The sequence below is a fragment of the Butyricimonas sp. Marseille-P3923 genome, from assembly GCF_900184685.1.
Taxonomy (GTDB): Bacteria; Bacteroidota; Bacteroidia; order Bacteroidales; family Marinifilaceae; genus Butyricimonas; species Butyricimonas muris.
On record NZ_FXXL01000007.1, the window covers coordinates 245,919 to 270,646 of the forward strand.

18 protein-coding genes are annotated in these 24,728 nt (G+C 43.6%); 11 read left to right on the forward strand and 7 right to left on the reverse strand.

Features of this window, described 5'->3' with window-relative positions:
- Positions 1-190: 190 nt before the first annotated feature.
- From CS948_RS12485 to pbpC, 3 genes are read left to right on the forward strand one after another with little or no spacing between them, the layout of a single operon-like run.
- Positions 191-1,654, forward strand: coding sequence for an LptF/LptG family permease (locus CS948_RS12485; protein ID WP_099292060.1), 1,464 nt, complete (start codon positions 191-193; stop codon positions 1,652-1,654).
- The gene (gene fmt, locus CS948_RS12490; protein ID WP_099292061.1) at positions 1,647-2,603 is read left to right on the forward strand and encodes a methionyl-tRNA formyltransferase; all 957 of its coding nucleotides are present in this window, start codon (positions 1,647-1,649) and stop codon (positions 2,601-2,603) included. The genes CS948_RS12485 and fmt overlap by 8 nt, the downstream gene beginning before the upstream one ends.
- An 11-nt stretch (positions 2,604-2,614) precedes the next feature.
- Positions 2,615-4,984 carry a penicillin-binding protein 1C gene (gene pbpC / locus CS948_RS12495; protein WP_255302004.1) on the forward strand — a complete coding sequence of 790 codons (2,370 nt, stop codon included), beginning with the start codon at positions 2,615-2,617 and terminating at the stop codon, positions 4,982-4,984.
- A gap of 150 nt (positions 4,985-5,134) precedes the next feature.
- Here the strand turns inward: pbpC and CS948_RS12500 are convergent, their stop codons facing one another.
- Positions 5,135-5,890 carry an SDR family NAD(P)-dependent oxidoreductase gene (locus CS948_RS12500; protein WP_099292062.1) on the reverse strand — a complete coding sequence of 252 codons (756 nt, stop codon included), beginning with the start codon at positions 5,888-5,890 and terminating at the stop codon, positions 5,135-5,137.
- 175 nt (positions 5,891-6,065) lie between these two features.
- Between CS948_RS12500 and CS948_RS12505 the strand changes: the two genes are divergently transcribed.
- The 6 genes from CS948_RS12505 (at position 6,066) to CS948_RS12530 (ending at position 13,701) form a co-directional block, all read left to right on the forward strand.
- Positions 6,066-7,610 (forward strand): NAD(P)/FAD-dependent oxidoreductase, encoded by a 1,545-nt coding sequence (locus CS948_RS12505; RefSeq protein ID WP_099292063.1) that lies wholly within the window; start codon positions 6,066-6,068, stop codon positions 7,608-7,610.
- 147 nt (positions 7,611-7,757) lie between these two features.
- Positions 7,758-8,027 (forward strand): HU family DNA-binding protein, encoded by a 270-nt coding sequence (locus tag CS948_RS12510; RefSeq protein ID WP_099292064.1) that lies wholly within the window; start codon positions 7,758-7,760, stop codon positions 8,025-8,027.
- A 161-nt stretch (positions 8,028-8,188) separates the two neighbouring features.
- Positions 8,189-8,863, forward strand: a complete 675-nt coding sequence (locus tag CS948_RS12515; protein WP_099292065.1) for an RNA methyltransferase — start codon at positions 8,189-8,191, stop codon at positions 8,861-8,863.
- A 3-nt stretch (positions 8,864-8,866) separates the two neighbouring features.
- Positions 8,867-9,715 carry a hypothetical protein gene (locus tag CS948_RS12520; RefSeq protein WP_141560944.1) on the forward strand — a complete coding sequence of 283 codons (849 nt, stop codon included), beginning with the start codon at positions 8,867-8,869 and terminating at the stop codon, positions 9,713-9,715.
- Between the two features lie 2 nt (positions 9,716-9,717).
- A complete protein-coding gene (locus tag CS948_RS12525; protein WP_099292067.1) occupies positions 9,718-11,619 on the forward strand; it encodes a dihydrofolate reductase in 1,902 nt (633 codons plus the stop codon).
- Positions 11,620-11,634: 15 nt separating this feature from the next.
- Positions 11,635-13,701, forward strand: a complete 2,067-nt coding sequence (locus CS948_RS12530) for a cation:proton antiporter (RefSeq protein WP_099294481.1) — start codon at positions 11,635-11,637, stop codon at positions 13,699-13,701.
- 80 nt (positions 13,702-13,781) lie between these two features.
- Here the strand turns inward: CS948_RS12530 and CS948_RS12535 are convergent, their stop codons facing one another.
- From CS948_RS12535 to CS948_RS12560, 6 genes are all read right to left on the reverse strand, one after another.
- Positions 13,782-15,383, reverse strand: coding sequence for a PKD-like family lipoprotein (locus tag CS948_RS12535; RefSeq protein WP_176555044.1), 1,602 nt, complete (start codon positions 15,381-15,383; stop codon positions 13,782-13,784).
- Between the two features lie 25 nt (positions 15,384-15,408).
- A complete protein-coding gene (locus CS948_RS12540; RefSeq protein WP_099292069.1) occupies positions 15,409-16,107 on the reverse strand; it encodes a DUF4843 domain-containing protein in 699 nt (232 codons plus the stop codon).
- Between the two features lie 19 nt (positions 16,108-16,126).
- A complete protein-coding gene (locus tag CS948_RS12545; RefSeq protein ID WP_099292070.1) occupies positions 16,127-17,596 on the reverse strand; it encodes a RagB/SusD family nutrient uptake outer membrane protein in 1,470 nt (489 codons plus the stop codon).
- A gap of 11 nt (positions 17,597-17,607) precedes the next feature.
- The gene (locus CS948_RS12550; RefSeq protein WP_099292071.1) at positions 17,608-20,964 is read right to left on the reverse strand and encodes a SusC/RagA family TonB-linked outer membrane protein; all 3,357 of its coding nucleotides are present in this window, start codon (positions 20,962-20,964) and stop codon (positions 17,608-17,610) included.
- Between the two features lie 366 nt (positions 20,965-21,330).
- On the reverse strand, positions 21,331-22,383 hold the full coding sequence (locus tag CS948_RS12555) for a FecR family protein (protein ID WP_099292072.1): 1,053 nt from the start codon (positions 22,381-22,383) through the stop codon (positions 21,331-21,333).
- Between the two features lie 73 nt (positions 22,384-22,456).
- A complete protein-coding gene (locus CS948_RS12560) occupies positions 22,457-22,984 on the reverse strand; it encodes a sigma-70 family RNA polymerase sigma factor (RefSeq protein WP_099292073.1) in 528 nt (175 codons plus the stop codon).
- Positions 22,985-23,282: 298 nt separating this feature from the next.
- On the opposite strand from CS948_RS12560, the gene CS948_RS12565 reads away from it, so the two are divergent.
- Both CS948_RS12565 and CS948_RS12570 read left to right on the forward strand, forming a co-directional pair.
- Entirely contained in the window at positions 23,283-23,987 is a 705-nt protein-coding gene (locus CS948_RS12565) for a hemerythrin domain-containing protein (protein WP_227215257.1), read from the forward strand.
- Positions 23,974-24,582 carry a response regulator transcription factor gene (locus CS948_RS12570; protein WP_099292075.1) on the forward strand — a complete coding sequence of 203 codons (609 nt, stop codon included), beginning with the start codon at positions 23,974-23,976 and terminating at the stop codon, positions 24,580-24,582. The genes CS948_RS12565 and CS948_RS12570 overlap by 14 nt, the downstream gene beginning before the upstream one ends.
- Positions 24,583-24,728: the final 146 nt, after the last annotated feature.

Below are 24,728 nucleotides of genomic sequence, written 5' to 3' on the forward strand. Positions count from 1 at the left end.
AAGTTTATAAGGTTTATAAAGTTCATAGACCCTGCGGGTGCTTTGTTTATGACAGTAAAGCTGTCAATTGAATTATTGACCTTATAAACTTTACGAACTTTATAAACCTTATAAACTTTTTCCTATCTTTGTAAATTCATTCGTGAAGAGTTAGATATAAAAATAGAAAAAATAATATAAGGTGCTAAAGATGAAGAAACTACACCTGTATATGCTGAAAAGCTTTGTAGGTCCTTTCGTGGCGACGTTTTTTATTAGTATGTTCGTCTTGATTATGCAATTTTTGTGGCGATACATTGACGATCTCGTGGGGAAAGGATTGGATGGTGACGTGATTATACATTTGTTGTCTTATGTGGCTTTGACCTTGGTTCCGATGGGATTGCCTCTGGCGGTGCTTTTGGCCTCTATCATGACTTTCGGGAGTCTGGGAGAGAATTACGAGTTGACGGCATTGAAGGCGGCGGGTATTTCTTTATACCGGATCATGCAACCGTTGATTTTTTTAATTATCCTGTTCACGATTGCGGCTTTCTTCTTTTCCAATAACGTACTTCCTTACGCGAATTTGAAAGCCAGTACCTTGCTTTATGATATCAAGAAACAGAAACCGGAATTGTCGTTGAAGGAAGGGGTGTTTATTAATGATATCGAGGGGTATAGTATTAAGGTGGATAAGATAGACAAGAAGACGGGGATGATGTATGACATGCTGATTTACAGTCACCCGAAAAACACCAGAAGGGGAAACTTTGAAACGACGATAGCCGATTCCGGGATAATGGAAGCCGATAAGTCCGGACTGTTTATGGAAGTGCAGTTGTATAACGGTTTTACTTACACGGATGAGGGCGGAAAGTCGGGGAATAAGGATACATATCCTTTCCGGAGGGTGAAATTCGATAAACAGTTTTTCGTGATCCCGTTGGCTGATAATCAATTGCAACGTTCGGATGATGATTTGTTCAAGGATAGTTACGGGATGTTGAATATTGTTCAGTTGGAGAATGCCGTTGATTCTTTGCAGAAACGATTGAGCGGACAGAAAAAAGGAACAATCAAAGGTATGTTGAGTGATAATTATCTGATAAAGAAAGAACGGAATCCACAACGGGATAGTGTGTTCGTGGAGGAAACGAGAGGGGAAGTGAGGGATTTGGATAGTTTGTATCAGAATTTTGACATACAGGAGCAGAAGAGTGCCGTGGATGCAGCTTTGAAGTTTGCCAAGAGTGCGCAGGAAAAGCATAGATGGGATTTGCAGGTAAATTCTAGGGATGAGGCGAGTATCCGCAGGTACAATATCGAGTGGCACCGGAAGTTCACGCTTTCGTTCGCTTGTTTTATCTTCTTCTTTATCGGTGCGCCTTTGGGAGGTATTATCCGAAAAGGAGGTTTGGGGGCACCCGTGGTTGTGTCGATATTCTTGTTTATCATGTATTACATTATATGGATGATGGGAGAGCGTGCGGCACGCGAGGGAGCATTGGAGCCGTGGCAGGGAATGTGGATTTCTTCCGTGATTCTTTTGCCGTTGGGGGCTATATTGACCTACACGGCGATGACCGATTCGGCTATAATGAGCAGTGAGTCTTACATGAATTTTATCAAGAAGATTGTCGGATTCTTTAAAAAAAAGAAAAAGGATGCGTAAATTGAGAATCGTGTACATGGGAACGCCGGATTTTGCGGTGTATCCTTTGCAGAAGTTATTGGAGGCAGGACAAAATATCGTGGCTGTCGTGACGAATCCGGATAAGCCTGCGGGGAGAGGGCAAAAGTTGCAGGAGTCCGCGGTGAAGAAATTTGCCGTGGAGCGGGGATTGCCCGTGTTGCAACCGGAACGTTTCCGTGACGAGCGATTTCTGGCGGAGTTAAAAGCATTTGAAGCGGATTTGCAGTTGGTGGTGGCGTTCAAGATGTTGCCGGAAGTGGTTTGGAATATGCCGCCCTTGGGTACGGTTAATTTACATGCTTCTTTGTTACCTGATTACCGTGGGGCTGCACCGATCAATTGGGCGGTGATAAACGGGGAGAAATATAGCGGGGTGACTACTTTTCTTTTGAAACACGAGATAGATACGGGAAATCTGATTTTTCAACAGCGGGTGGATATCAGCGATACCATGACTGCCGGAGAGTTGCATGATCAATTGATGACTGTCGGGGCGGATTTGTTGGTAAAGACCGTGGAGGCTATGGCAGAGGGGGAGTATCCTTTGCAGGATCAGATTGGGTTGTTGTCGGGACGTGAGCCGAAACATGCTCCCAAGATTTTTAAGGAGGATATGAAGATAGATTGGCAGCGGGAGCTGGATACGATATATAACCATATCCGCGGGTTGTCGCCGTTCCCGACCGCGTGGACGGAATTGAAACACAAGACTACGGGAGAATGTATCTCGTTGAAGATATTTGTAGCCGAACGGATTCCGGAAAAGCATGGTAAGGAAGTTGTATTGGTGTCTGACGGGAAAAAGAGTTTGGATATCCTCGTGAACGGGGGAATTATCCGGGTGAAAGAATTGCAGTTATCCGGTAAGAAGCGGATGGGAACGGAAGAGTTTTTGCGAGGCTTCCATATCGGAGAGTATACCTTGTAATATAATCGCGTATGCATATCGGGCGGGATAAGATGCGAAGACCGATGCTCCGAAGGTGCATCGGGGGGAGCGTGTTACTCGCTTTTGTCTTGGGATGGTGGTATTTCTTGCCCGCCCCTTTATTTCGGGTTCCTTATTCAACCGTGATTCTTGACCGTGAGGGTGAGATCATGGGAATGACTGTTGCCGGGGACGGGCAGTTTCGGGTATCCGGTCGGGGGCGTCTGTCGGGAAAGTACGTGGCAGCCTTACTTTGTTTTGAGGATAAACGATTTTTTACGCACGAGGGGGTTGACCCTTTGGCGGTGGCACGTGCCTTATGGCTGAACGTGCGAAGCGGTTCGGTGGTAAGCGGGGGGAGTACTTTGACGATGCAGGTGGTACGCCTTTCCAGAGAGAACCCGCCTAGAACGATTCCGGAGAAGATTCTGGAAATGTTCCTCGCGCTTCGGTTGGAACAAAGTTACAATAAATGGGAGATTTTGAATATGTACGCCGATTATGCCCCTTTCGGGGGGAATATCGTGGGGATACAGACGGCGGCACTCAAGTATTTCAATCGTCAACCGGATGAATTGAGTTGGGCGGAAGCGGCTCTTTTGGCGGTATTGCCGAATGCTCCCGCGTTAATGTATCCGGGGAAGAATATGCCGGAACTGAAGGCGAAAAGGGATAAGTTATTGCGGGAGCTTCACGAAACGGGGTATTTCGGTGAAGATGATCTGACGGTTGCCATAGCGGAACCTTTGCCCGACCAGGTGTACAGCCCGGAGTGTATAACCCCGCATTTGTTGGCGAAGGCTTACGGGCAAAGGAGAGGACAGATCAGTTCTACTTTTATAGACTCGCGATTGCAGGCTAGGGTGAACGAGATCGTGGCGAGGCATATAGAGGTATTGAGGCATAATCATATTTATAACGCTGCCGTGTTGGTGGCACATATCCCGACCGGGGAAGTGCGGGCATACGTGGGGAATAGTCCGAAAGTGAGGGAAAACGGGGGCAATCAAGTGGATATTATTACTTCTAACCGAAGTTCCGGTAGTATTTTGAAACCGGCGTTGTATGCTTTGATGCAGCAATCCGGTTACATCCTGCCGGGGACAATCGTGTCGGATGTGCCTTCCCGTTTTGGGAGTTATACCCCCTCTAATTTTAATAAAGATTTTCAAGGGATTGTACCCGCGGGGAAAGCATTGTCCATGTCTTTGAATATTCCGTTCGTTCGTTTGCTGCGGGAGTACGGGGTGGAGCATTTTTATGATGATTTGAAAAAGATGGGAATAACCACCTTGGATCGTAAGGCCGAGAATTACGGGTTGAGCCTTATTTTGGGCGGGGCGGAATGTAAGTTGTGGGATTTGTGTAATATGTACGGGGGGATGGCTTCTATTCTGAGGCATTATTCGGAATGTGACGGGGCTGGTTTTGACCACGAATTTAGGCGTTTGCGGGTATGGGGGGACGAGGTGACAGATAGTACGGTTATTAGGCAAAATGTGGTAACGGCTTCGGCGGTTTGGCTTACTCTCAAGGCGTTACAGGACGTGGAACGACCGGATTTAGAGTCGGGGTGGAAGAATTTTGCATCTTCAATGAATTTGTCTTGGAAGACGGGAACGAGTTTCGGTTTTCGGGATGCTTGGGCGGTCGGGGTGAACCCGGAGTACGTGGTCGGGGTGTGGGTTGGTAACGCGGACGGCGAAGGGCGTCCCGGACTGATCGGGGTGAGAGCTGCCGCACCGATATTGTTTGAAGTGGCATCCCTGTTGCGAACGGATGAACGTTTTTATATGCCGAGGGAAGAAATGGTGGAAATGACCGTGTGCCGGAAGAGTGGCTATCGGGCTTCCGATATCTGCCCGGAAACGGATACCGTGTGGATAGCCCGTGCGGGAGAGAAGACAGCCGTTTGTCCTTATCATCGTTTGGTAAATTTGGATTTGGCGGGGAAGTATCGCGTCGATTCGGAATGCGAGTCCGTCAATCGGATGAAGATAGAGCCTTGGTTCGTGTTATCGCCCGTGCAGGAGTGGTATTATGCCCGCACGCATGCGGATTACAAGAAATTGCCGCCTTATCGTGCGGATTGCCAACGGGGACAGGATGACGTGATGGAAATGATTTATCCTCAACGGGGATTAAGAGTGTTTATTCCTAAAGATTTAGGGGGTATCGTGAGAGGGGTTGTATTTGAAATGGCTCACCGGGAGCCGTCGACAGTGGTTTATTGGCATATTGACAATCAATTTTTGGGAACAACCCGTTATCATCACCAATTAGAGGTGAATGTTGCGCCGGGACGGCATGTTCTGCATTTAGTGGATGCCAAGGGGAATACGCTACGACAGAGTTTTGTGGTGGTGGATGGAGAAAAGTAAGGTTTGTAAAGTTCATAAAGTTTATAAGGTTCATAAAGTTACGGGTGTCCTTTGGACAGCATTCATTGACAGCTTTGCTGTCATCAACAAAGCGCCCGCAGGGTCAATGAACCTTATGAACTTTATAAACCTTATGAACTTTTGACTCCATTATTGTCTATTCACATCTCTGGAACTTGCTTGGGCGGTAGGCATGATTTGGATGTCGTTCAGGCAAATATGCGCGGGACGGGTGACGGCAAAGACGATGGTGTCGGCGATGTCTTCTCCCGTGAGCGGGATGATCCCTTTGTAAACATTATCGGCAGCTTGTTGGTCACCCTTGTAACGAACAACGGAGAATTCGGTTTCTACCATGCCGGGGGCGATGTTGGTTACTTTGATGTTGTGTTTCAGCATGTCAATCCGCATGGCTTTGGAAAGGGCGTCTACGGCGTGTTTGGTGGCGCAATAAACGTTTCCGCCGGGATATACTTCTTTACCGGCGACAGAGGCTATATTTACAATGTGTCCTTTATTATTTTTAATCATCAAGGGGGCGACTTTGCGCGTGATGTAGAGTAAGCCTTTCACGTTCGTGTCGATCATGCGTTCCCAATCATCCAGAATACCGTCTTGAATAGGAGAAGTACCCACGGCAAGTCCGGCATTGTTCAAGAGTACATCTATATTTTTCCACGTATCCGGCAGACCGGAAATGGCATCGTGAACTTCTTGTTGATTGCGGACGTCAAATTGAAGTGCCAGTACACGGGTTCCTTTAGCTTTTAATTCGTTTTCAAAAGCGGTTAAACGGTCACCCCGACGTCCGGTGATGATGATGTCATACCCGATTTCAGCTAATTTAATGGCTGTTGCTTTTCCGATACCGGAAGTTGCTCCTGTGATTAATGCTATCTTGCTCATAAGTACATTTATTTAAAAATCTGTTGTGCGAAGGTAGGTGTTAATTGATGAATTTGGAAATTTGGAAATGTGAAAAATGGGTAGGGCTTGAAATTTTTCTTACTTTTGGATTTTGTAACTTACAACTTGTAACCTGTAACTTGTAACCTGCAACGTGGCGAAGCCACATAAGACTATGTATAAAGAGATAGAATTAAGAATAACACCGGAAGAGGCGCATGATAAAGAAATCGTCGATGATTTGTTAGCGAAAAGATTGCACGTGGATAGCGAGAGAATCAAACATATAGAGATTCTTCGTAAGTCTATTGATGCACGGCAACGTCAAGTTGTGATACAGTTGAAAGTGGGAGTGCATATAGACCGGATAGAACAGAAAGAGAGGGAATTTGTTCCGTTGTACAAAGATGTATCACAAGCGGAAACGGTGGTAGTCGTGGGGGCAGGTCCGGCGGGATTGTTCGCGGCGTTGAGGCTGATCGAGCGGGGGAAACGACCGATTGTGCTGGAGAGAGGTAAACGTGTGGAAGATCGGAAGTTGGATTTGAACAGTCTGTATAAAACCGGGCTTGCCGATGAGGATTCGAATTACGGTTTCGGCGAAGGCGGAGCCGGGACTTTTTCGGACGGGAAATTGTTTACACGTTCCAAAAAGCGGGGAAATGTAAATCGTATTCTGGAAATTCTGGTATATCATGGGGCTTCCGAGAGTATATTGATAGACGCGCACCCGCACATCGGTACGGACAAGTTGCCGCGGGTGATTGTCAATATCCGTAAAACGATAGAGCAATACGGGGGAGAAGTACGGTTTAACAGCCGGGTGACGGATATTATTATAGAGGAAAATCGGGTGAGGGGTGTTGTCGTTGGTAATCAGGAGATTAGGGTGGAGCATGTGATTTTGGCGACGGGACATTCTGCCCGTGACGTGTATCGGATGCTGCATGCCCGTGACGTGTTGATGCAGCCGAAAGAGTTTGCAGTAGGATTACGGCTGGAACACCCGCAGGCTTTGATTGACCGGATTCAATATCATAATCCGCGAGGGAGAGGGGATTTCTTGCCTGCCGCGGAGTATAGTTTCGTGACAAACGTGGACGGTCGGGGTGTTTATTCCTTTTGTATGTGTCCGGGAGGTGTGGTTGTACCCGCTTGCACGGGACCCGGTCAACAGGTGGTAAATGGTATGTCGGCTTCGAGACGGAACACGGCATGGGCAAATTCTGCCATGGTGACCTCTATCGGGGAGGCGGAATTGGTCGGGATGAATTATAACGGTTTGTTTGCCGGAATGGAGTTCCAAGAGGATTTGGAACGAATGGCATGGGAAGAAGGCGGACGAAATTTATACGCTCCGGCACAACGATTGACTCATTTTCTACGGGGGCATTTGAGCGAGAATTTGCCGAAGACATCTTATAAACCGGGAGTACGTGCCACGTTGTTCGGGGAGTGGTTGCCGGAAGTGGTGTACCGTCGACTTTGTACGGGATTGGAGCAATTCGGGAAGAAGGCGAGAGGTTTTATCACGGAAGAGGCTGTTCTGTTAGGCGTGGAGAGTCGGACGTCTTCACCTTTAAGGATTCCGCGGGAGGCGGAAGGTATGGAGCATCCCCAAATAAAGGGATTGTATCCGTGTGGTGAGGGAGCGGGATATGCCGGAGGGATTGTTTCCGCCGCGATGGACGGGGAAGGGTGTGCCGAGGTCATTTGTTAAAAGAAAAGGGTGATTTTGCGACTTAGCGGCTGTACGAGTATTAATTTGATTTGTTTTTTTCGTAAAAAATTTGCTTTAATCGAGAAAATACCTACATTTGTCGACATATAAGAAAATTTATTAGTTCTAATCCTAAAACTATTGATTATGAATAAGGCTCAATTAATTGACGCAATTGCTGAAAAAGCTGGTTTGACTAAAGCAGATTCTAAAAAAGCATTAGAGGCTTTTGTTGCTACTGTTGGTGAATCTTTGAAAAGTGGGGATAAAGTAGCATTAGTAGGTTTCGGTTCTTTCTCTATCTCTGAGAGAAGTGCAAGAAGCGGAAGAAACCCACAAACGGGAAAGACTATCCAGATACCGGCAAAGAAAGTGGTGAAATTTAGACCTGGTGCTGAATTGGAAGGCCAACTATAATTACCATTTTGAAGATAAAAAGAGGGTGTTGAAAGACACCCTTTTTTTGTGTTTGTAAAGTTTATGAAGTTCTTAAGGTTCATAAAGTTCGTATTATTCATGAAATTTTGTACTTTTACCTTATAAACTTTATGAACTTTGTAACTTTATAAACTGTTTATATGCATTCGATTAGAGAACAAGTAGAGTATTTGAGCGAGTTCGTGACGGACTATAAAAATGATTTATTTACAAGATTGGTGAACGAGCGGACGAGTTATGTCACGATGGTGCTGGAGGATTTATACCAAGAACACAATTGCAGTGCAGTCTTGCGTTCTTGTGATTGTTTCGGGATTCAGAACGTGCATATTATCGAGGGGGAGAACAGTTTTCACGATAATTCGGAAATCTCTATGGGAGCTTCCGATTGGTTGACGATACATCGGCACAGGCAGAAAGAGAATAACACGATAGAGGCAATCGAAACGCTGCGTGCGCAAGGGTATCGGATTATTGCAACGACTCCGCACGAGCGGGATACATACATAGATCAGTTGGATTTGCAAGCGGGGAAAATGGCTTTTTTCATGGGAACGGAGTTGACCGGATTGTCGGACGAGGTATTGGCGAGAGCGGATGAATTTGTGAAAGTGCCCATGTACGGTTTCACGGAAAGTTATAATGTAAGTGTATGCGCGGCTTTATTGATGTATAGTGTCGTGCAACGGTTGCGACAGACGGATATCGACTGGCATCTGTCGGAAGAGGAGCGGGAACGGGTGTTGTTCACTTGGTATAAACGCTCCGTTAAAGCATCAAAACAGATATTAGAACGGTTTAATCAGAATCAGTAAGTTATGTACTATTTGAAATGTAAACATTGCAATCATCTTAACGAGGTGAAATCGGAATACATGGTGGTTTGCGGCTTGTGTAACCGGAAACTGGAGGATAACTTTAAAGATTGGAAAGTCCGTCACCCGGAAAAAACGTTTGAGGATTTTCAACGGGAGGTATGTTTGACGGAAGAGCAGGTGAAGAAAGGCGATTTGTCAAAACCCGCGGGAAAGAAAAACAAGAAGGGGATTATAGCCGGGGCAATAGGGGCTTTGCTGATGGTGTTGTTTATCGGTTTGCTGGTAGGTGAGTTTACCAAAACATATAAGGCACAATTCGGGGGTTCGGATGTTCCGGTGTTGGAACAACAATGGTACACGGGAAGTTATGCCGGTGGGGTTTCACTGACAACCCCGAAAGCAATGAAATCAGCCGGTGCAATGCTCCGTAACCGGTTGCCGGAGGAAATACAAGCCTTAATCAAAGAGATGGATGTGTATTCGTATTCGGGTTACGGGGTGGATTTAACGTTCATGTTTTCGGAATATGTCCCGGAAGTCGGAAAAGCTGATTTGGAAGGAGCGGCCGAGGGGGCTTTGAATGATGCAAAGAATCAGCGCGGAGTATTTGATTTTAAGAATGATAAGGCGTATGCACAGATGGGGGACATGATTGGTATTGTCATGCAGGGAACATTCGTGAAAGGGGGTACGGAATATGAATTTAATATCACGATTTATGCCGACGGACTGAAACTTTACCAGTTGGTTTCAAGTAATAAAAAAGGTGACGATATTGCCCGGGGTGTTGTCCGGCGAATATATGATTCGTTTAAAGTTGCCGGGCATGAAGAATCTAAAACAGAGTAGAAATGGATGAGAAGAAGTATTTTTTGGAGCAATTTGATGATATAAAGATATTGCGTTATGATGTTCCCGTGTTCGACAGTTTGACGTTGAAGGAGAAATTGTTTGTTTATTACTTGAGTCGTGCGGCATTGGCGGGAAGGGACATCCTCTGGGACCAGAATAACAGGTATAATCTTCGCTTGCGGAAGGTGTTGGAAAAAATCCTGCGGGATTATAAAGGAGATCTGGAAGCACAGGAATTTCAGCATTTTCTGGTGTATGCCAAGAAAGTGTTTTTTGCTAACGGGATTCATCATCATTATTCGATGGAGAAATTTATCCCGGAGTTTACCCCGGAATACTTTAAATCGCTTCTGTTGGCGGTTGGAGAAGAGGAAATGTACGGGGAATTGGAGAGAGTGATTTTTGATCCGGACTATATGGCTAAACGGGTGGTGCTTGACGATGGAAAAGATCTCGTGCAGGCTTCCGCGAATAATTATTACGAGGGAGTGACGCAAAAGGAGGTAGAGGAATTTTATCGGGAGAAAAAGAAACAGAATGAATTGATTTCTTGGGGATTAAATTCCACGCTTGTGCGTGACGAACAGGGGCGGTTACGGGAAGAGGTGTGGTATGTCGGGGGAAAGTATAGTAAAGAACTTACCCGTGTTGTGGAAAACTTGGAGAAAGCGGCTGAATACGCTTGTAACGAGCATCAGAAGGAAATTATAGATTTGTTGGTACAATATTATCGGACGGGCGACCTTGCACTTTTTGACCGGTATTCGATCGAGTGGGTGAAAGAAAGTGCTGCCCCCGTTGATTTTATAAACGGTTTTATCGAGGTGTACGGTGATCCTCTGGCGTACAAGGCAAGTTGGGAGTCTGTGGTACAGATTATGGATGAAGAGGCTTGCAAACGCACTCGTAAGTTGGCGGATAATGCCTTGTGGTTCGAACGGAATGCCCCGATAGACGAACGTTTTAAAAAGAGCGAGGTCGTGGGGATTATTGCCCGTGTGGTACAGGCTGCCATGTTGGGCGGGGATTGTCATCCGGCAACTCCTATCGGGATCAATCTCCCGAATGCCGAGTGGATACGGGAGCGCTACGGGAGTAAATCCGTGACTTTGGATAATATCACGTACGCGTACAATCAAACCTCGTTGACTTCCGGCGTGCTGGACGAGTTCGCCTATTCGGAAGAGGAGAAGGAGTTGGTGCGGAAATACGGTTATCTGGGTGGAAACGTGCACACGGATTTGCATGAATGCTTGGGACATGGTTCCGGCAAAATGTTGCCCGGGGTGGGACAAGAGGCTTTGAAGAATTATTATTCCACGATAGAGGAAACGAGGGCTGATTTGTTCGCGCTCTATTATGTCATGGACCCGAAGTTGGTCGAACTGGGGGTTATCCCGTCTTTGGATGTGGCTAAAAGCGAGTATTGCAATTATATACGCAATGGCTTGATGGTGCAACTTACACGAGTGAAGTTAGGAAATAATCTGGAAGAGTCGCACATGCGCAACCGTCAATTGATAGCGTCTTGGGTGTATGAAAAAGGGAAAGCGTCAAACGTGATTGAACGGGTGGTACGTGACGGTAAGACTTATTTCACCATTCGGGATTATGATGCGTTACGTCAACTATTCGGTAAGTTACTGGCAGAGATTCAGCGGGTGAAGTCGGAAGGGGATTTCGAGGGAGCCCGGAATTTGATCGAGGGGTATGGTGTGCGGATTGATCCCGTTTTGCATCAAGAAGTTTTGGAACGTTACCGAAAGTTGAATGTTGCCCCGTATGCCGGTTTCGTGAATCCTGAATATAAATTAGTAGAAAAAGAAGGAAACATCACGGATGTGGAAATAACGTATCCGACGGATTTCTTGGCACAGATGTTGGAATACGGGAATATGTGATTATAAAGAATGTATATGATACCAATAATACTTGCTAATATTACTTTACCGTTGACCGATCCGGTATTAAAGTTTTTGTTGATTCTGATTATTATATTGGCAGCCCCGTTGTTGCTGAATAAATTGAGGATTCCCCATTTGTTGGGATTGATTATCGCGGGAGCCGTGATTGGTCCTAACGGGTTCAATCTGGTATTGAGAGATAGTAGTATCATTCTTTCCGGGACTGCTGGATTGCTGTATATTATGTTTCTGGCGGGACTGGAGATTGATTTGGGCGATTTCAAGAAGAACAAATGGAAGAGTCTGACTTTCGGTATGTACACCTTTTTAATTCCCATGGCATTGGGGACATTGGTGGGACTTTACGTGTTGAATTTTTCGATGTTGACATCCGTTTTGCTGGCGAGTATGTTTGCGTCGCACACGTTGATCGCTTACCCGATTATCAGCAAATTAGGTATCACGAAAGATAAGTCCGTGGGGATTACCGTGGGGGGAACCATGATCACGGATACCTTGTCGCTGTTGGTGTTGACGGTTATTGTCGAGATGGCGGTGGGGGATATGGATGATTGGTTCTGGTATCGGCTGGGGGCGGCAATTATTATTTTCTTCGCTTTCGTGATGATCGTGTTTCCTTTGGTCGGACGTTGGTTTTTCAAACGATGTGACGATAATATTTCACAGTATATATTTGTGTTGGTTATGGTATTCCTCGGTGCTTATCTGGCGGAGCTGGCAGGACTGGAATCCATTATCGGGGCGTTCCTTGCCGGAATGGCTCTCAATCGGTTGATACCCTCGACTTCTCCTTTGATGAACCGGGTGGAGTTCGTCGGGAATGCTATTTTTATTCCTTTTTTCCTGTTGGGGGTGGGGATGTTGATTGATTACCGGGCTTTCTTCACGAATATAGAAACAATAAAGGTTGGAGTCGTTATGATTGTGGTTGCCACGGTTGCTAAATACGCGGCTGCATGGTTGACACAAAAGACTTTTCGCTTGTCACTGGATCAACGCCGGGTGATTTTCGGGTTGAGTAATGCGCAGGCAGCGGCAACTTTGGCTGCCGTTATGGTGGGATATAACGTGATCTTGGGAGAAACACCCGCGGGAGAGCCGATTCGGCTGTTGAACGAAAGCGTGTTGAACGGTACGATTCTGATGATTTTGGTTACTTGTACGATGGCTTCTTTTGCCGCACAAAAGGGGGCGCACAATATAGCGATGGCAGAGGAACCGGAGGACAACGGGGAGATGGAGGAACATAAAGAGCGTATTTTGATACCTGTGTCATACGAAAGAAATGTGACGGAACTGGTAAATTTGAGTACGGCGATTAAATCGAAAAAGAATAAGGACGGGTTATTTGCTTTGAACGTCATTAATAATAAAGTGTCGGATGAGGCTGCTTTCAAACAGGCAAAGAAAGTGCTGAATATGGCAGTGACGACGGCATCCGCGACGGACAACAGGTTAAATGATTTGTTACGCTACGATTTGAATGTGGTAAACGCTATTATCAGCGTGATAAAGGAACAAGGGATCACGGATCTCGTGTTGGGATTGCACCAAGGAAAAAGAGCGACTTCTTCATTTTTGGGTAATATGACCGAGGGAATATTAGGGCAGAGTAACGTGAATACTTTGGTGTATCGTCCGATGCAGCCTATTGCCACGGTGAAACGGCATTTGATTGTTGTCCCGGAACAGGCGGAGAAAGAGGTCGGTTTTTCCATGTGGGTAAACAAGGTCTGGAATATTATTCAGAACACGGGAGGTAAGGCTATATTTTACGGGACGGAAACGACTTTGGGATATTTGAAGGATATCTATAAAAAGCGTCCGATTGAAGCGGAATTTACCGTTTTCGACGATTGGGACGATTTCTTGATTATTTTCCGTGAAACGAGAGAGAATGATATGTTGTGGGTGATCATGAGCCGGAGAGATCGGATTTCTTACCACGCGAGTATGAATCGTATCCCGAATTACTTGAGCAAGTATTTCCAGATGAACGGCTTTGTGCTGGTGTACCCCATTCAGGCGGGAGAAACGGATAACAGGTATCTTGTTTAGTGCTATTTACAAGATAAATAGAAATGGGGGTGACTTTCTAAATGATAGTCACCCCTTCGTTGTGTTTATGTTTAGGTGAATTAATTGTATTGCATCATGGCCGACGTGTGTTTGTAGATAATATCGACAACTTCGCCATATCCTTCAAATTCCTTGTATATAGTCGGGTTGCCCTCTGATATAATGGAATTTCTGGAAGCATCGACAAAATGAACTTTCCCGTTTGCGGTTCCGATAGCAATTCCGGTATAACCGAACATCGTGTATCCTTCATTGAAACTTAAAGCCGTGATCGTGGCTCCCGCGTTGAAGAATACGGTTGTTTTGTTCGTGTTCACTTGATAACAATAGAGTATATCGTTATTTATGCCCCCTGTGAAGAACAGATAATCACCGGAGCGGTGGCATAAGAATTTTGTTTTAGAGGTGATCTGATCTCCTTTAGGTAATTCTTTCAATATGTCACTAACGGGGTTAATTTGTAATTTCCCGATAGATGAAGACGGCATGTAGCAAGATTGTATCCAGTGTTTCCCGTTTGCATCTTTTAAGATGAAGTAAAAATAGGAGTCGTTCCAACTGGTCATCAAGTCGTCTTTACAAGGACAGGCGTATACCAGATTGTAATCACCCAGATTGTCCAGTGGTACATAATTTTCCGGCCATTCCCCCGTACTTGAGGATACGACAGCCATTCCCGCACGGTTGTTTCCTGCCATGGAAACCAGAATGAAACGTTTGTGTTCCGGTGTGGCGTCATACGCTAAAATCGTGTTTGTCATCGAGGAATTTGCCGGTTGTGCCAATAGTGTGATATTGCCACCGCTGACACCGTTATCCACGTCTATATTCATAGGTATATTGCTATAAGCATTGGATTGAAAAGCATTCGAAACGGTAATCATGCGATTGTACAGGCTCCCGTCGCTGTTTAACAACAGGTTTATTCTCTCGTTGTAGCAAACATCCACGGGTTCGAATATCTCGGGAACTTTTTCATTTACAAATTCATGTTCTGTCAGTATAACTTTCTTTAGGGTTACTCCATCCAGTTCTAAAGGACCTTGTCCACCGCGTTGAATAACGAGAACCTGATCATCCGCACTGTAACTTGAAGAGAAATGTTGAATTAATCTCACCGGGTTGCTTCCCAGGTCTTCTCCCTCGTGGAATTGTTTGTACAATTCTTTTTCGTTCCAGTATTCAAATCCATCCGGTGTTTCACCGTTACCGGGTACTTTTATGAATCCAAGACGGGACGTTCCGCTACTTTCTTTATAAAGTACCATGAATCCGGTTTTATAACGAGTTTCCACGCGGAGGATAAACATTCCGCTGTTTTTATAGGAAATATTTGTCCTCTCGTCTGTCAGGTATAATGACACGTAAAAGTCTTTGATCTCCGGGAAAACATATTTCAACACCTTGTCATGTGAAATGGTGTCCTTGTCAACGAGCCAGGTGTAAGTGAAGTGGGCTTCATCTTCCGGATTCTTCCAAGTAATTTTGGGTTCGAGAACAAATTCCGTTCCCTCGATACAGGAGGAGCCGGAGTTTGAGCTTCCCGGTAATTCTATTGTCACTAAATCTTGAGGCAAATAATTGTAATTCCCGTCGTCGTCCACGCATGCGCTTAATCCGCAGATGAACCATGCCAAAAATAATATCATTAATTTTCTCATAATATTCTTTCTTTTCATGTGATGATTAATAACCTAACACGGGGATATCTGTGGACATATCGTCTAATCCCAATTCTTCGTCCGGATAAGGCGTTCCGGCATAACGTAACCGTAATAATTCCCGTTTGAATTGCAAGGCAAGGGCTCTACGTTCGTCATAGTTTTTGTTTTCCCAGTCACCGGTTCCCGTGACATCAATTAATTTCTGGAATTTAGGTATGGAATATTTTCCCAAGAAAACGTCTTCCACGTCACTGTCCCACCATGCCGGACGGGATATCTCCGTGCTGAACCATATAATTTGTCGGGAATACAGGCTCTGTCCGCTAAGTATTTCCGTACCGTCAGCGATATCGACAACCAGCCGTACTTTTTGATTCAAGCCTTCCCGTTTTAACGTGATGTAAAGCGTGTCCATTGTTTGTCCGGCCTTAAACAAAGCTTTGTCTGGCAGTGCGAATTGAGAGGATGAAGCCGTCGTGTATTGGCTGTTTGCTTTTAATACTATTTCTTTTGCCTCGGTTAAGGGCATACCCACGAGTTTTACGGGTAGTGGTATCTCTATTTGTTGTGCCGAACCGTAGAAGAAGAACGATATCTCCATCGAGTCCGTGTAATCATTCACGAATTGCACGTAATGTTGTGAGTCATATAAAGGGATATTTTCTTTACTGCAAGCGTTCAATAATCCTGCTAATAAACCGAATAGTAATATTTTTTTCATAGTTGTTCTCCTTTATCGTTTAGAATACATCTTCTTTTTCCGGGATGGGAAGTACAAATTTGTTTCCCACGTTTACGGTTTCTCCGCCATTCTCGATGGCTATGTTCAAGCGTTTGTAAAAGAAAAACAGTTGACCTTCCGTCAAATATTCCTTTTTCATTTCCAGCGTTAATTCCTTCTGGTAACGATTCATGTCAACTGTCCGGTTGTCAGCTTGGTATGCGTCCCTGACTTTTTGCAAGTATATTTGGGCGTTCGTCGCATCGCTGGTATTATAGCGACATTCGCTGATGATATAATACATTTCAGATAGACGCAATACCGGAATCAGGTTAAAATTCGGTGTGACATCGGGAACTTCCGTGTCGAAAGATTGCCACTTTAATAAGTTATACAATCCTGTTTCATAATTATATTCACCCAGATTCTTTCTCGAATCGTCCCCGTCTTCCGTGAAGAAGTCCGTCCATGCCTTTAGTGCGAAACGTGTGTTGTTCGTGGTTTTAAATTCGTCGTATAAGTCCGTTAATTTGTCATCATACAAGGCAAACATAATTTCCGATTTATACTTGGTATGCAATCCTTTACCGGAAGTTAATTCACTTGTTGAGGCAAAACGTAACGCATCTTCACCACCTTCTGATGCTACAAAATGTTCCAGAACGAAACGAGCTTCTTTTTCGGCATTCGTTTCATCTCCGGCATACATGTATACCCGGGCGAGCAAACCGTGAATGGCTATGTAATTTAGTCGGATACCGCGGGAATTGAAGAAACGACCTAAATTTATACTTTGCGGGGTGTATCTCCATGTAGCGGAATACAAACCGGTTTCTGTTACATGGGTAGAATCAAAGTGGGCTACCAGATCTTTGGCTTTCGACAAATCACCGATCACGAGTTGCAAGAAATCGGATGTTTTTTGTTTCGGTTCATATTTTGACGGGTAAGTCGTGAAATAAGGTAAATACGTACCGGTTGCATTCACTTTTGGGGACGGGGCAAATAAACGTAATAAATCGAAGTGAATGAATGCGCGCAAGGCAAGGGCTTCTCCCTCGATTAAGTCTTTTTCTACTTTTCCCAACGGGAAGAATGTTCCGTCCTTTTTTTGAATCTCTTCAATTAATTTGTTACAGTTCGCGATGGTATTATACATCTGTATCCATAGATTGTCAATCATTTTTTTGGTATCTGCCAGATCGTAGTTGTAAGTTGCGACTTCCGGGTAAGCTTTATTCAACCTGTCGGCATTGTAATCCTGTGCGAGTACGCTTATCAATCCCCACGATAGTTCCCGCCCGTATAGACCTTGTTGAGAAAGTTCCTGATATATTCCGTTCAATGCATTACGAAAGCCTGAATAATCATCAAATAATTTCTCGTCCGTTACCTGATTTTCAGGAGAAACGTCTAACCAGTTTCCACAACCGTTCAAGGTAAACAAAGTGATGGTTGCCAGAATGATATAGTATTTTATTTTGTTCATAGCATCATGATTTAGAAAGTTGCATTTAAAGAGAAATTAAATGTACGGCTGAAAGGGTAGGATAGTCCTCTTTCTTGTTTCACATTCGAGATGTGAGCGACATCACCCATTTGGAATTGCAGGCGGAGCATACTCAAACCGAAACGATGGATTAATTCACGATTAAAATCATAACTTAAACTCAATGAGGTGAAATCTATCGCGTTGTAGTCTTGTACGAATCTGGACGTCGGGCGTGTAGTTTCGCTTCTATCCTTGATGTCTTTTAGTGTGGTACGTTGTCCGGCTGATTCCCAGCGTTGTGTCAGTACGCGTTTATCCGCATTCTGGTAACGCAGGTCAACGCACTCCACTTTTTCCACGAGAGTCGTGTTGTATACTTGTGCGCCGAATTCATACATAAAGGAAGCGAACAACGAGAAATTCCTGTAACGCAGGTTTACCCCGAAACTACCTTGTGCATCCGGTTCCTTGTCTCCGAGAATCTGTTGTTGGGAGGAAACATAATCGTAAGAAATTGTTCCGTCCCGGTTTACAAATATCTCTTTTCCGTCGCTGGGGTTGATACCCAAGGATTTCATACCCCAAATAGCTGTTAATGAACCGCCTTCCTCGTATTTTATAAGCGGTTTGGCATAGGTTAAGTTCTTTTTATCATTTTCAAATTTGGCGAATTCCTCGTCAACACGGGTGTTGTATGCCTTTAACGACTCGGAGATTTTCATGATCCGGTTCTTGTTATGTGCCATGTTCCCGTACAGGATAACATCCCAGTTTTGCGTTTTGTACACGTTGGCACGCAGGATTATTTCATATCCCCGGTTTCGTACTTCTCCAAGATTATCCTTGTAAGACTCGAATCCCGTGGATACCGGAATAGTCACGTCCGTGATCAAATCTTTAGTCAATTTGTTATACCAATCGGCTTCCAATGTGATGTTGTCGTTAAATAATCCCAGAACCAGACGGAGGTTTAATTCGTTTGTCTTTTCCCATGTTAATTTATCATTACCCATGTAGAATAGCGTCAGTCCGTTGCCCGTGCCGTAATACTTGTCAGAGATTTTATACGTGTGTTTTGCGGCGTAAGCGGGGAAGTTTACTTTACCGGTTTGTCCGTAAGTACCGGTTAATCTTAGCTGGCTGATTTTATCCAATTTCTGCATAAAATCGTATTTATGGAAATTGACTCCCGCACCGATAGCGTAGAATGAAGCTGTTTTGTTATCTACCCCGAATTCGGAAGAACCGTCCATGCGGTAGGAGGCATCTAGTAGATAAATATCTTGAAAAGAATAATTTAAAGCGGCGTACACGCTGGATAGACGGGTGTGATTATCGGAGAACGTGGGAGCATCCGATTTTTCAGCGTACATGGGGGAACTTAGCTCTCCGGAAGGGAACCCGCGGAAAGTGGTGCTCTCGTAGCTGTATTTGTTCTCGTTTAATTCGACTCCGACCGAGAAGTTGATGTTGTGATTGCCTAACGTCTTCACGTAATTGGCGAATGCTTTGAAGTTCCAGTTTATTGTTTCGGAATCGCTCTTGTCTAATGTCCCTTTTTGTACGTTTAAGTCCTCGGTACTATTCTTGAACGTGGCAGATTCCGGATCGACGAAAACGGAAGACCACTCGTTTGTTTTCGTGATTGAGAATTGGGCTTTCATTTGGAATCCGTCCATGATATACCAGTTCACACCCAGATTATCCGTCAGTGAACTGTAATTATTGTGACTGAAATTCTTCATTAGTTTTGCCTCGTAATAAGGATTTAAACGGGTATCGTTAATATGCCATTTCAAGTCGTTCACGTAGTTTCCGTCAATATCTTTGTAAGACACGTAAGGTAGGCGGCGGGTATATTCGCTGAAATCCCCGTAAGGTGAGTTTGTACCTTTGGTAACATCATAACTGACTTCGTTGCGCAATTGTAAGTTCTTTACCCGGTAATCCAGCATAAAAGAAGAGCCGATACGAGTTCTCCCGGACTCTTTCATTACTCCGTTTTGTACGTCATAACGCATGGTGATGCCGAATCGAAAATCGTTGGAACCACCCTCGACAAACAGGCTGTGTTTGTGATTAAAGGGATTTCTCAAGGGCAAGGAAATCCAATCGGTGTTCACGCCTGCCATGATGTTGTTTCTTTTCTCGATATATTCTTGTTGCAGGCTTTGGTATTCTACGGGAGCTTCAGAGTCAAAGAAGCCTGCCAAGCGTTCAGCCTCCAACTTCTCACTTGCGTTCATCAAGTTGTAGTCAGAGATATCCGGTACAGTTAATTCTCCCATGAAGTCGTAGGAAACACGGAGTTTGCCGGGTTGTGGAGCCACGGTTTCAATCACAATCACACCGTTGGCGGCACGGGAACCATACAAGGCCGTTGCGGCAGCATCTTTCAGAATCGTGATGTTCGCTATCCGGTTCGGGTCGAAATCGTACACTTTATCTATTTTTACCTCATACCCGTCCATGATAAACAGGGGGGAGTTGGGGTTGTTCTGTAAGGCCGTTTTGGATACGGAATTTTTGTCGAGTTCCATAACGCCCACGCCGGAACGTCCGCGGATGTAAAATTCGGGAACAGTATTCGGGTCGGACCCCATGTCGTTATTTTTCATGATGCGCAAAGAGGGATCGAAAACTTGTAATGCCGATATGACATTTCGTGAAGCAACCTTTAACAATTCTTTTTTCTCTACCCGGATGGCTGATCCCGTGAAGCTGGATTTTTTTACGTTAGCGTAACCGGTAACCACGACATCTTCCAGACTTTCTTTTTTCTCCCGGAGAATGATCTTGATCTCTTTCTGGTTTGATAGCTCGATTTCTTGTGTTTCAAAACCAAGAAAACTAACCACCAGTGTGATGTTCTTGATATTCGGAAGTGTCAGTTTGAATTTGCCGTCTTTATCCGTGGCGGAACCTACTTGTGTTCCCTTTATCATGATCGTTGTTCCGGGTAAAGGGGAGTTGTTCTCGTCAAGTACGACACCGCTGATTTCTTTATTCTGTGGTGTATTATCATTTTCTTCCTTTAATTTTATAACGACCGTATCGTCGATAATCTGATACGTGAAATCTGTATTTTCAAGGCAGAGGGTTAAAACTTGCGTGAAAGGTTTCTTTTCTGCTTTCACGGTGACGAGCGGAGCTTTATTAACTATTTCCAAGTTATACAGGAATTCGTAACCTGTTTTGTTTTTTAGTTCTTTGAGGACATTTGCCAAAGTTTCATTTTTGAAATCGACACTGATGATTTTGTCCTGAATTTGAGTTCCGTTCCCTGCAAACGAGGGGGAGACAAAACATAGGGTAAATGTAATTAACAGATACCGTTTTAGTAGGTTATTGATATTTTTTTTCATAAGTTGTGTTATGGTTTATGTTAATTATCTTAAGTATTAATTACCATAAAAGTCATGCTCAATAAACGAACGTTTATTAATCGTAAAAAAGGAGAGAAAAAAACTTTTTTATAGGGATTGCAGTAAAATGCTAATTACTTGATATATAGATGATAGTTTGTTATTTGTGCGGCGTTTTGAAACGTGCGTTTAAACAAGTAATAAACGTTGGATTAATGACATAAATTCTCGTTTTAGATAGTGATACTTCATTGTATAATTCTCCCGTTTACCGATACTTTTCAGTTCAGTATTAAGTTTTTTAATGATTCGTTTATCGTGTCATTTCAGATTGATATCAAGATACAGAAATGACATTTACATCCTCTATTCCTTTAGTTTAACAATTATATTATTCTTTTCCAGTTCAAACCTCACGTGTGTCGTTAATTCTATAATATTACAAATTTCTTTGATGCTGCTGTATTTAGGTACGCTTCCCTCGAAATGATATTGTTTTGCCGCTTCATCCTTGAATGTTACTTGTACATCGTACCATCTGGATAATTTTTTCATGATGTTTTCCAGACATTCGCTGTCAAAGTAGAAACGGTCGTTCATCCACGTGGTGTAATAGTGCGGGTCTACTTTCTTTATGGATATTTTCCCGTCTTTCAGAACTGCCTGCTCGCCCGGGATTAATATTTGGCGTTTGTCCCCGTGTAATATTTCGATTTTTCCTTTTGCCAGTGTCGTGTGAGAATAATTGTCATCATTGTAGTCCATCACGTTAAAAGCTGTTCCCAGTACTTTGACGGAGTAATCTTTTGTTGTCACGATAAACGGTTTTTCTTTATTCTCGGTCACGATAAAGAAAGCCTCGCCTTCCAAGTGTACTTCCCGAACGGAATCTGAAAAGATAACGGGATACTTCAATGAGGAAGAGGAGTTTAGCCATACTTGGGTTCCGTCGCAGAGAGTGATGTTATATTCTCCTTTAAGAGGAACTACAAGTGTGTTATAGATTTCTATCGTGTTACTTGTTGTTTGCGGGGTATAGACAATTCCTTCGTCTTTCGCGGATAGTATCCGGGTTCCGTTGATCTCTGTCAACGAGAGTGTATCCTCGGAAAGGACGAGTGAACTACCATCTGATGTATATAGAATAGCTTTTTTATCACCCGGTAATATTTTTGCCAAAGTTTGTTCTGTCCGCGGGGGAGTGTGATGAGGATTATCCAGCAAGAGATAAAGTCCGCATGCTAAAACAGGTAACATGAATATGGCAGCATATTTTACTATTCGTATTTTATACTTTCGGCGGATGGCAATTTGAAGTTTATCCTTCATCTGCGTCCAATATCCGGGATGTTGTAGTTTTTTCATTTCAACCCAATCCCGGATGATTTGTTCGTCTATATTTTCTTGCTCGTTTGGCATGGTTCTGTGATATTGTTTATAATAATAACAAATATGACGCAGAATCTACCTAGTCATTTTTCCAACTTTTTTTTCACTTTCTCTTGAATTTAACATTTCGAAGAAGGAAAAGTAATACTAAAAGGTGTTTTCGTAAATGTTTAAAGGCGGTTGTCATGTGCGCCTTCACGGTGTGATAAGAGATTTCCAACTGTGTGGCGACATCTTCATAGCGTTGACCTTGTAAATATACCCGCTTGAATATCTCTTTGCATTTGGCAGGTAAAGATTCAATGGCAGTATCCAGTCGTTCCAGTTGTTGCATGTGGGCGATTTCTTCCTGTACATCTTTATCCGGGATAAATTCTTGAGCGGGAGAGAGGGGAACCATTCTCTTTTTCGAGAAGTTTATGTAATTTAAAGAAGCGTTTTTCACACAAGTAAATAAAAATGAAGGAGTCGCGAACTTCAGGCGTTTACTTTCGAACAAGTGCAGGAATACATCTTGAACAATGTCTTCCGCCGGTTCTTGTGCTCCGATCAGCTTTCTGGAATAAAGAACCAGATGACTAAAATAACGATTGAAAAGTTGTTCCAGTAATATGACTTGATCCTTTTCCATTTGTTTTTTATGTGATATATTCCTGACAAAATTATAATTTCTTCTTTAATGAACAATAAATTTCATTTACTATATATTGGCGATCTTGTGTGAAATACGAAGGATAATTCGATTTACAGGGATATAATCCCCATTTATGGGGATGGGTGCCCGTGCTTTTACCCGATTTTGAGGATGTTATTGCTTCGGATACTTTTGTACTTTTGATGTCGTGAAATATTATAAATAATTCTATAAACTGATGAATAAACTTGGTGGAGAGTCGAATATTTCCAATATTTGTGATAAAAATACTACTATGAATTCACGTTTATTTTCTGCTGATATGAAACTGGCAGATGTTATTCATGCCGATTATTCGCTCTTGTTGCTTTTGCATCGTTTCGGGTTGAATCTGGGATTCGGGGACAAGACCGTAAAGGAGTGTTGTGAGGCGAATCATGTATCTTGCCCTCTGTTTCTGATGATCTGTAACGTGTACAGCAATGAAGCGTATTTGCCCACGGATAAGGAAATCGAGCGTATCGGGCCGGATGTAGACCAGTTGATTGCTTACTTGAAAAATTCTCATGATTATTATCTCAATAGCCGGATGTTCGTGATAGAGGAACAGTTGAAGGAGATTTCCGAGAATTGCGAGGAACATCATAAAAAGATACTTCATCTTTTTTTCAACGAGTATAAGAATGAGGTTATCCGACATTTCGCCTACGAGGAGGACACGGTTTTCCCCTATATTTCCGGTATCGTGCACGGGAGTCGTTCGGGAAATTACGAGATCGAGGAATTCAAGGAGAATCACAGTAATATAGATGATAAACTGAATGACTTGAAAAATATTATAATGAAGTATTTACAAGGAGATGCGCTGTCGGAAATGCGTATCCGGGTGCTGTTCGGTATATTTTCATTAGAAGAGGATTTAAGCAAACATTCTTTAATCGAGGATAAAATTCTAATCCCGTTAGTCAAGAAATTAGAACAACAGTATGGCAAGCAATAATAAATGTTATCGGATTGTTATTATTGAGCCGTCAATGATCATATCGACCGGTTTGCGGAAGTTAATAGAGATTAGGCATGATTTTGAGGTTGTTGCCTCACTTGCCGATTGCTATCATTGTGTGGAGAAGATAAATCATCTCGAACCGGATATTATTATTATTAATCCTTCGACCGTGGAGCCGAAAAGGCGACAACACTTGGAAGAGTTGTTCGAGGGAATGAGAAATGCGGCTTTAGTAGCTTTGGTATATCAATATATAGAACCGGAAGTGTTGAAACAATATCACACGGTGATCGACATCTCGGATGATTCGGAGAAGATAGCACAAAAGTTGTTGCAATCGCTGGATGCGCTGAATGCTCCGTCTGACGCGGCAGATAAAAATGAACTTTCCGAGCGGGAGAAAGAAATATTGGTGTCATTGGCAAAAGGGAAAATCAATAAGGAGATTGCCGACCAGCATCATATATCCGTGCACACGGTCATCACGCACCGGAAAAATATCATCCGGAAAACCGGGATTAAGTCCGTATCGGGACTTACGGTGTATGCTATTTTGAATAATCTCATCGATATTAATGAGGTGGAATGATTTTTTGTCGAAAATATACCTAATGTAGGGGATTGTGGGGAAAGAGTAAAATCGAGATCTTTGTAATGTTAATAATATGATTTTTCTTTTCAACGTAAGCCATTGAAAAAATTTTGCCAAAAAGCTCTCGTCGTACAGACGGGAGC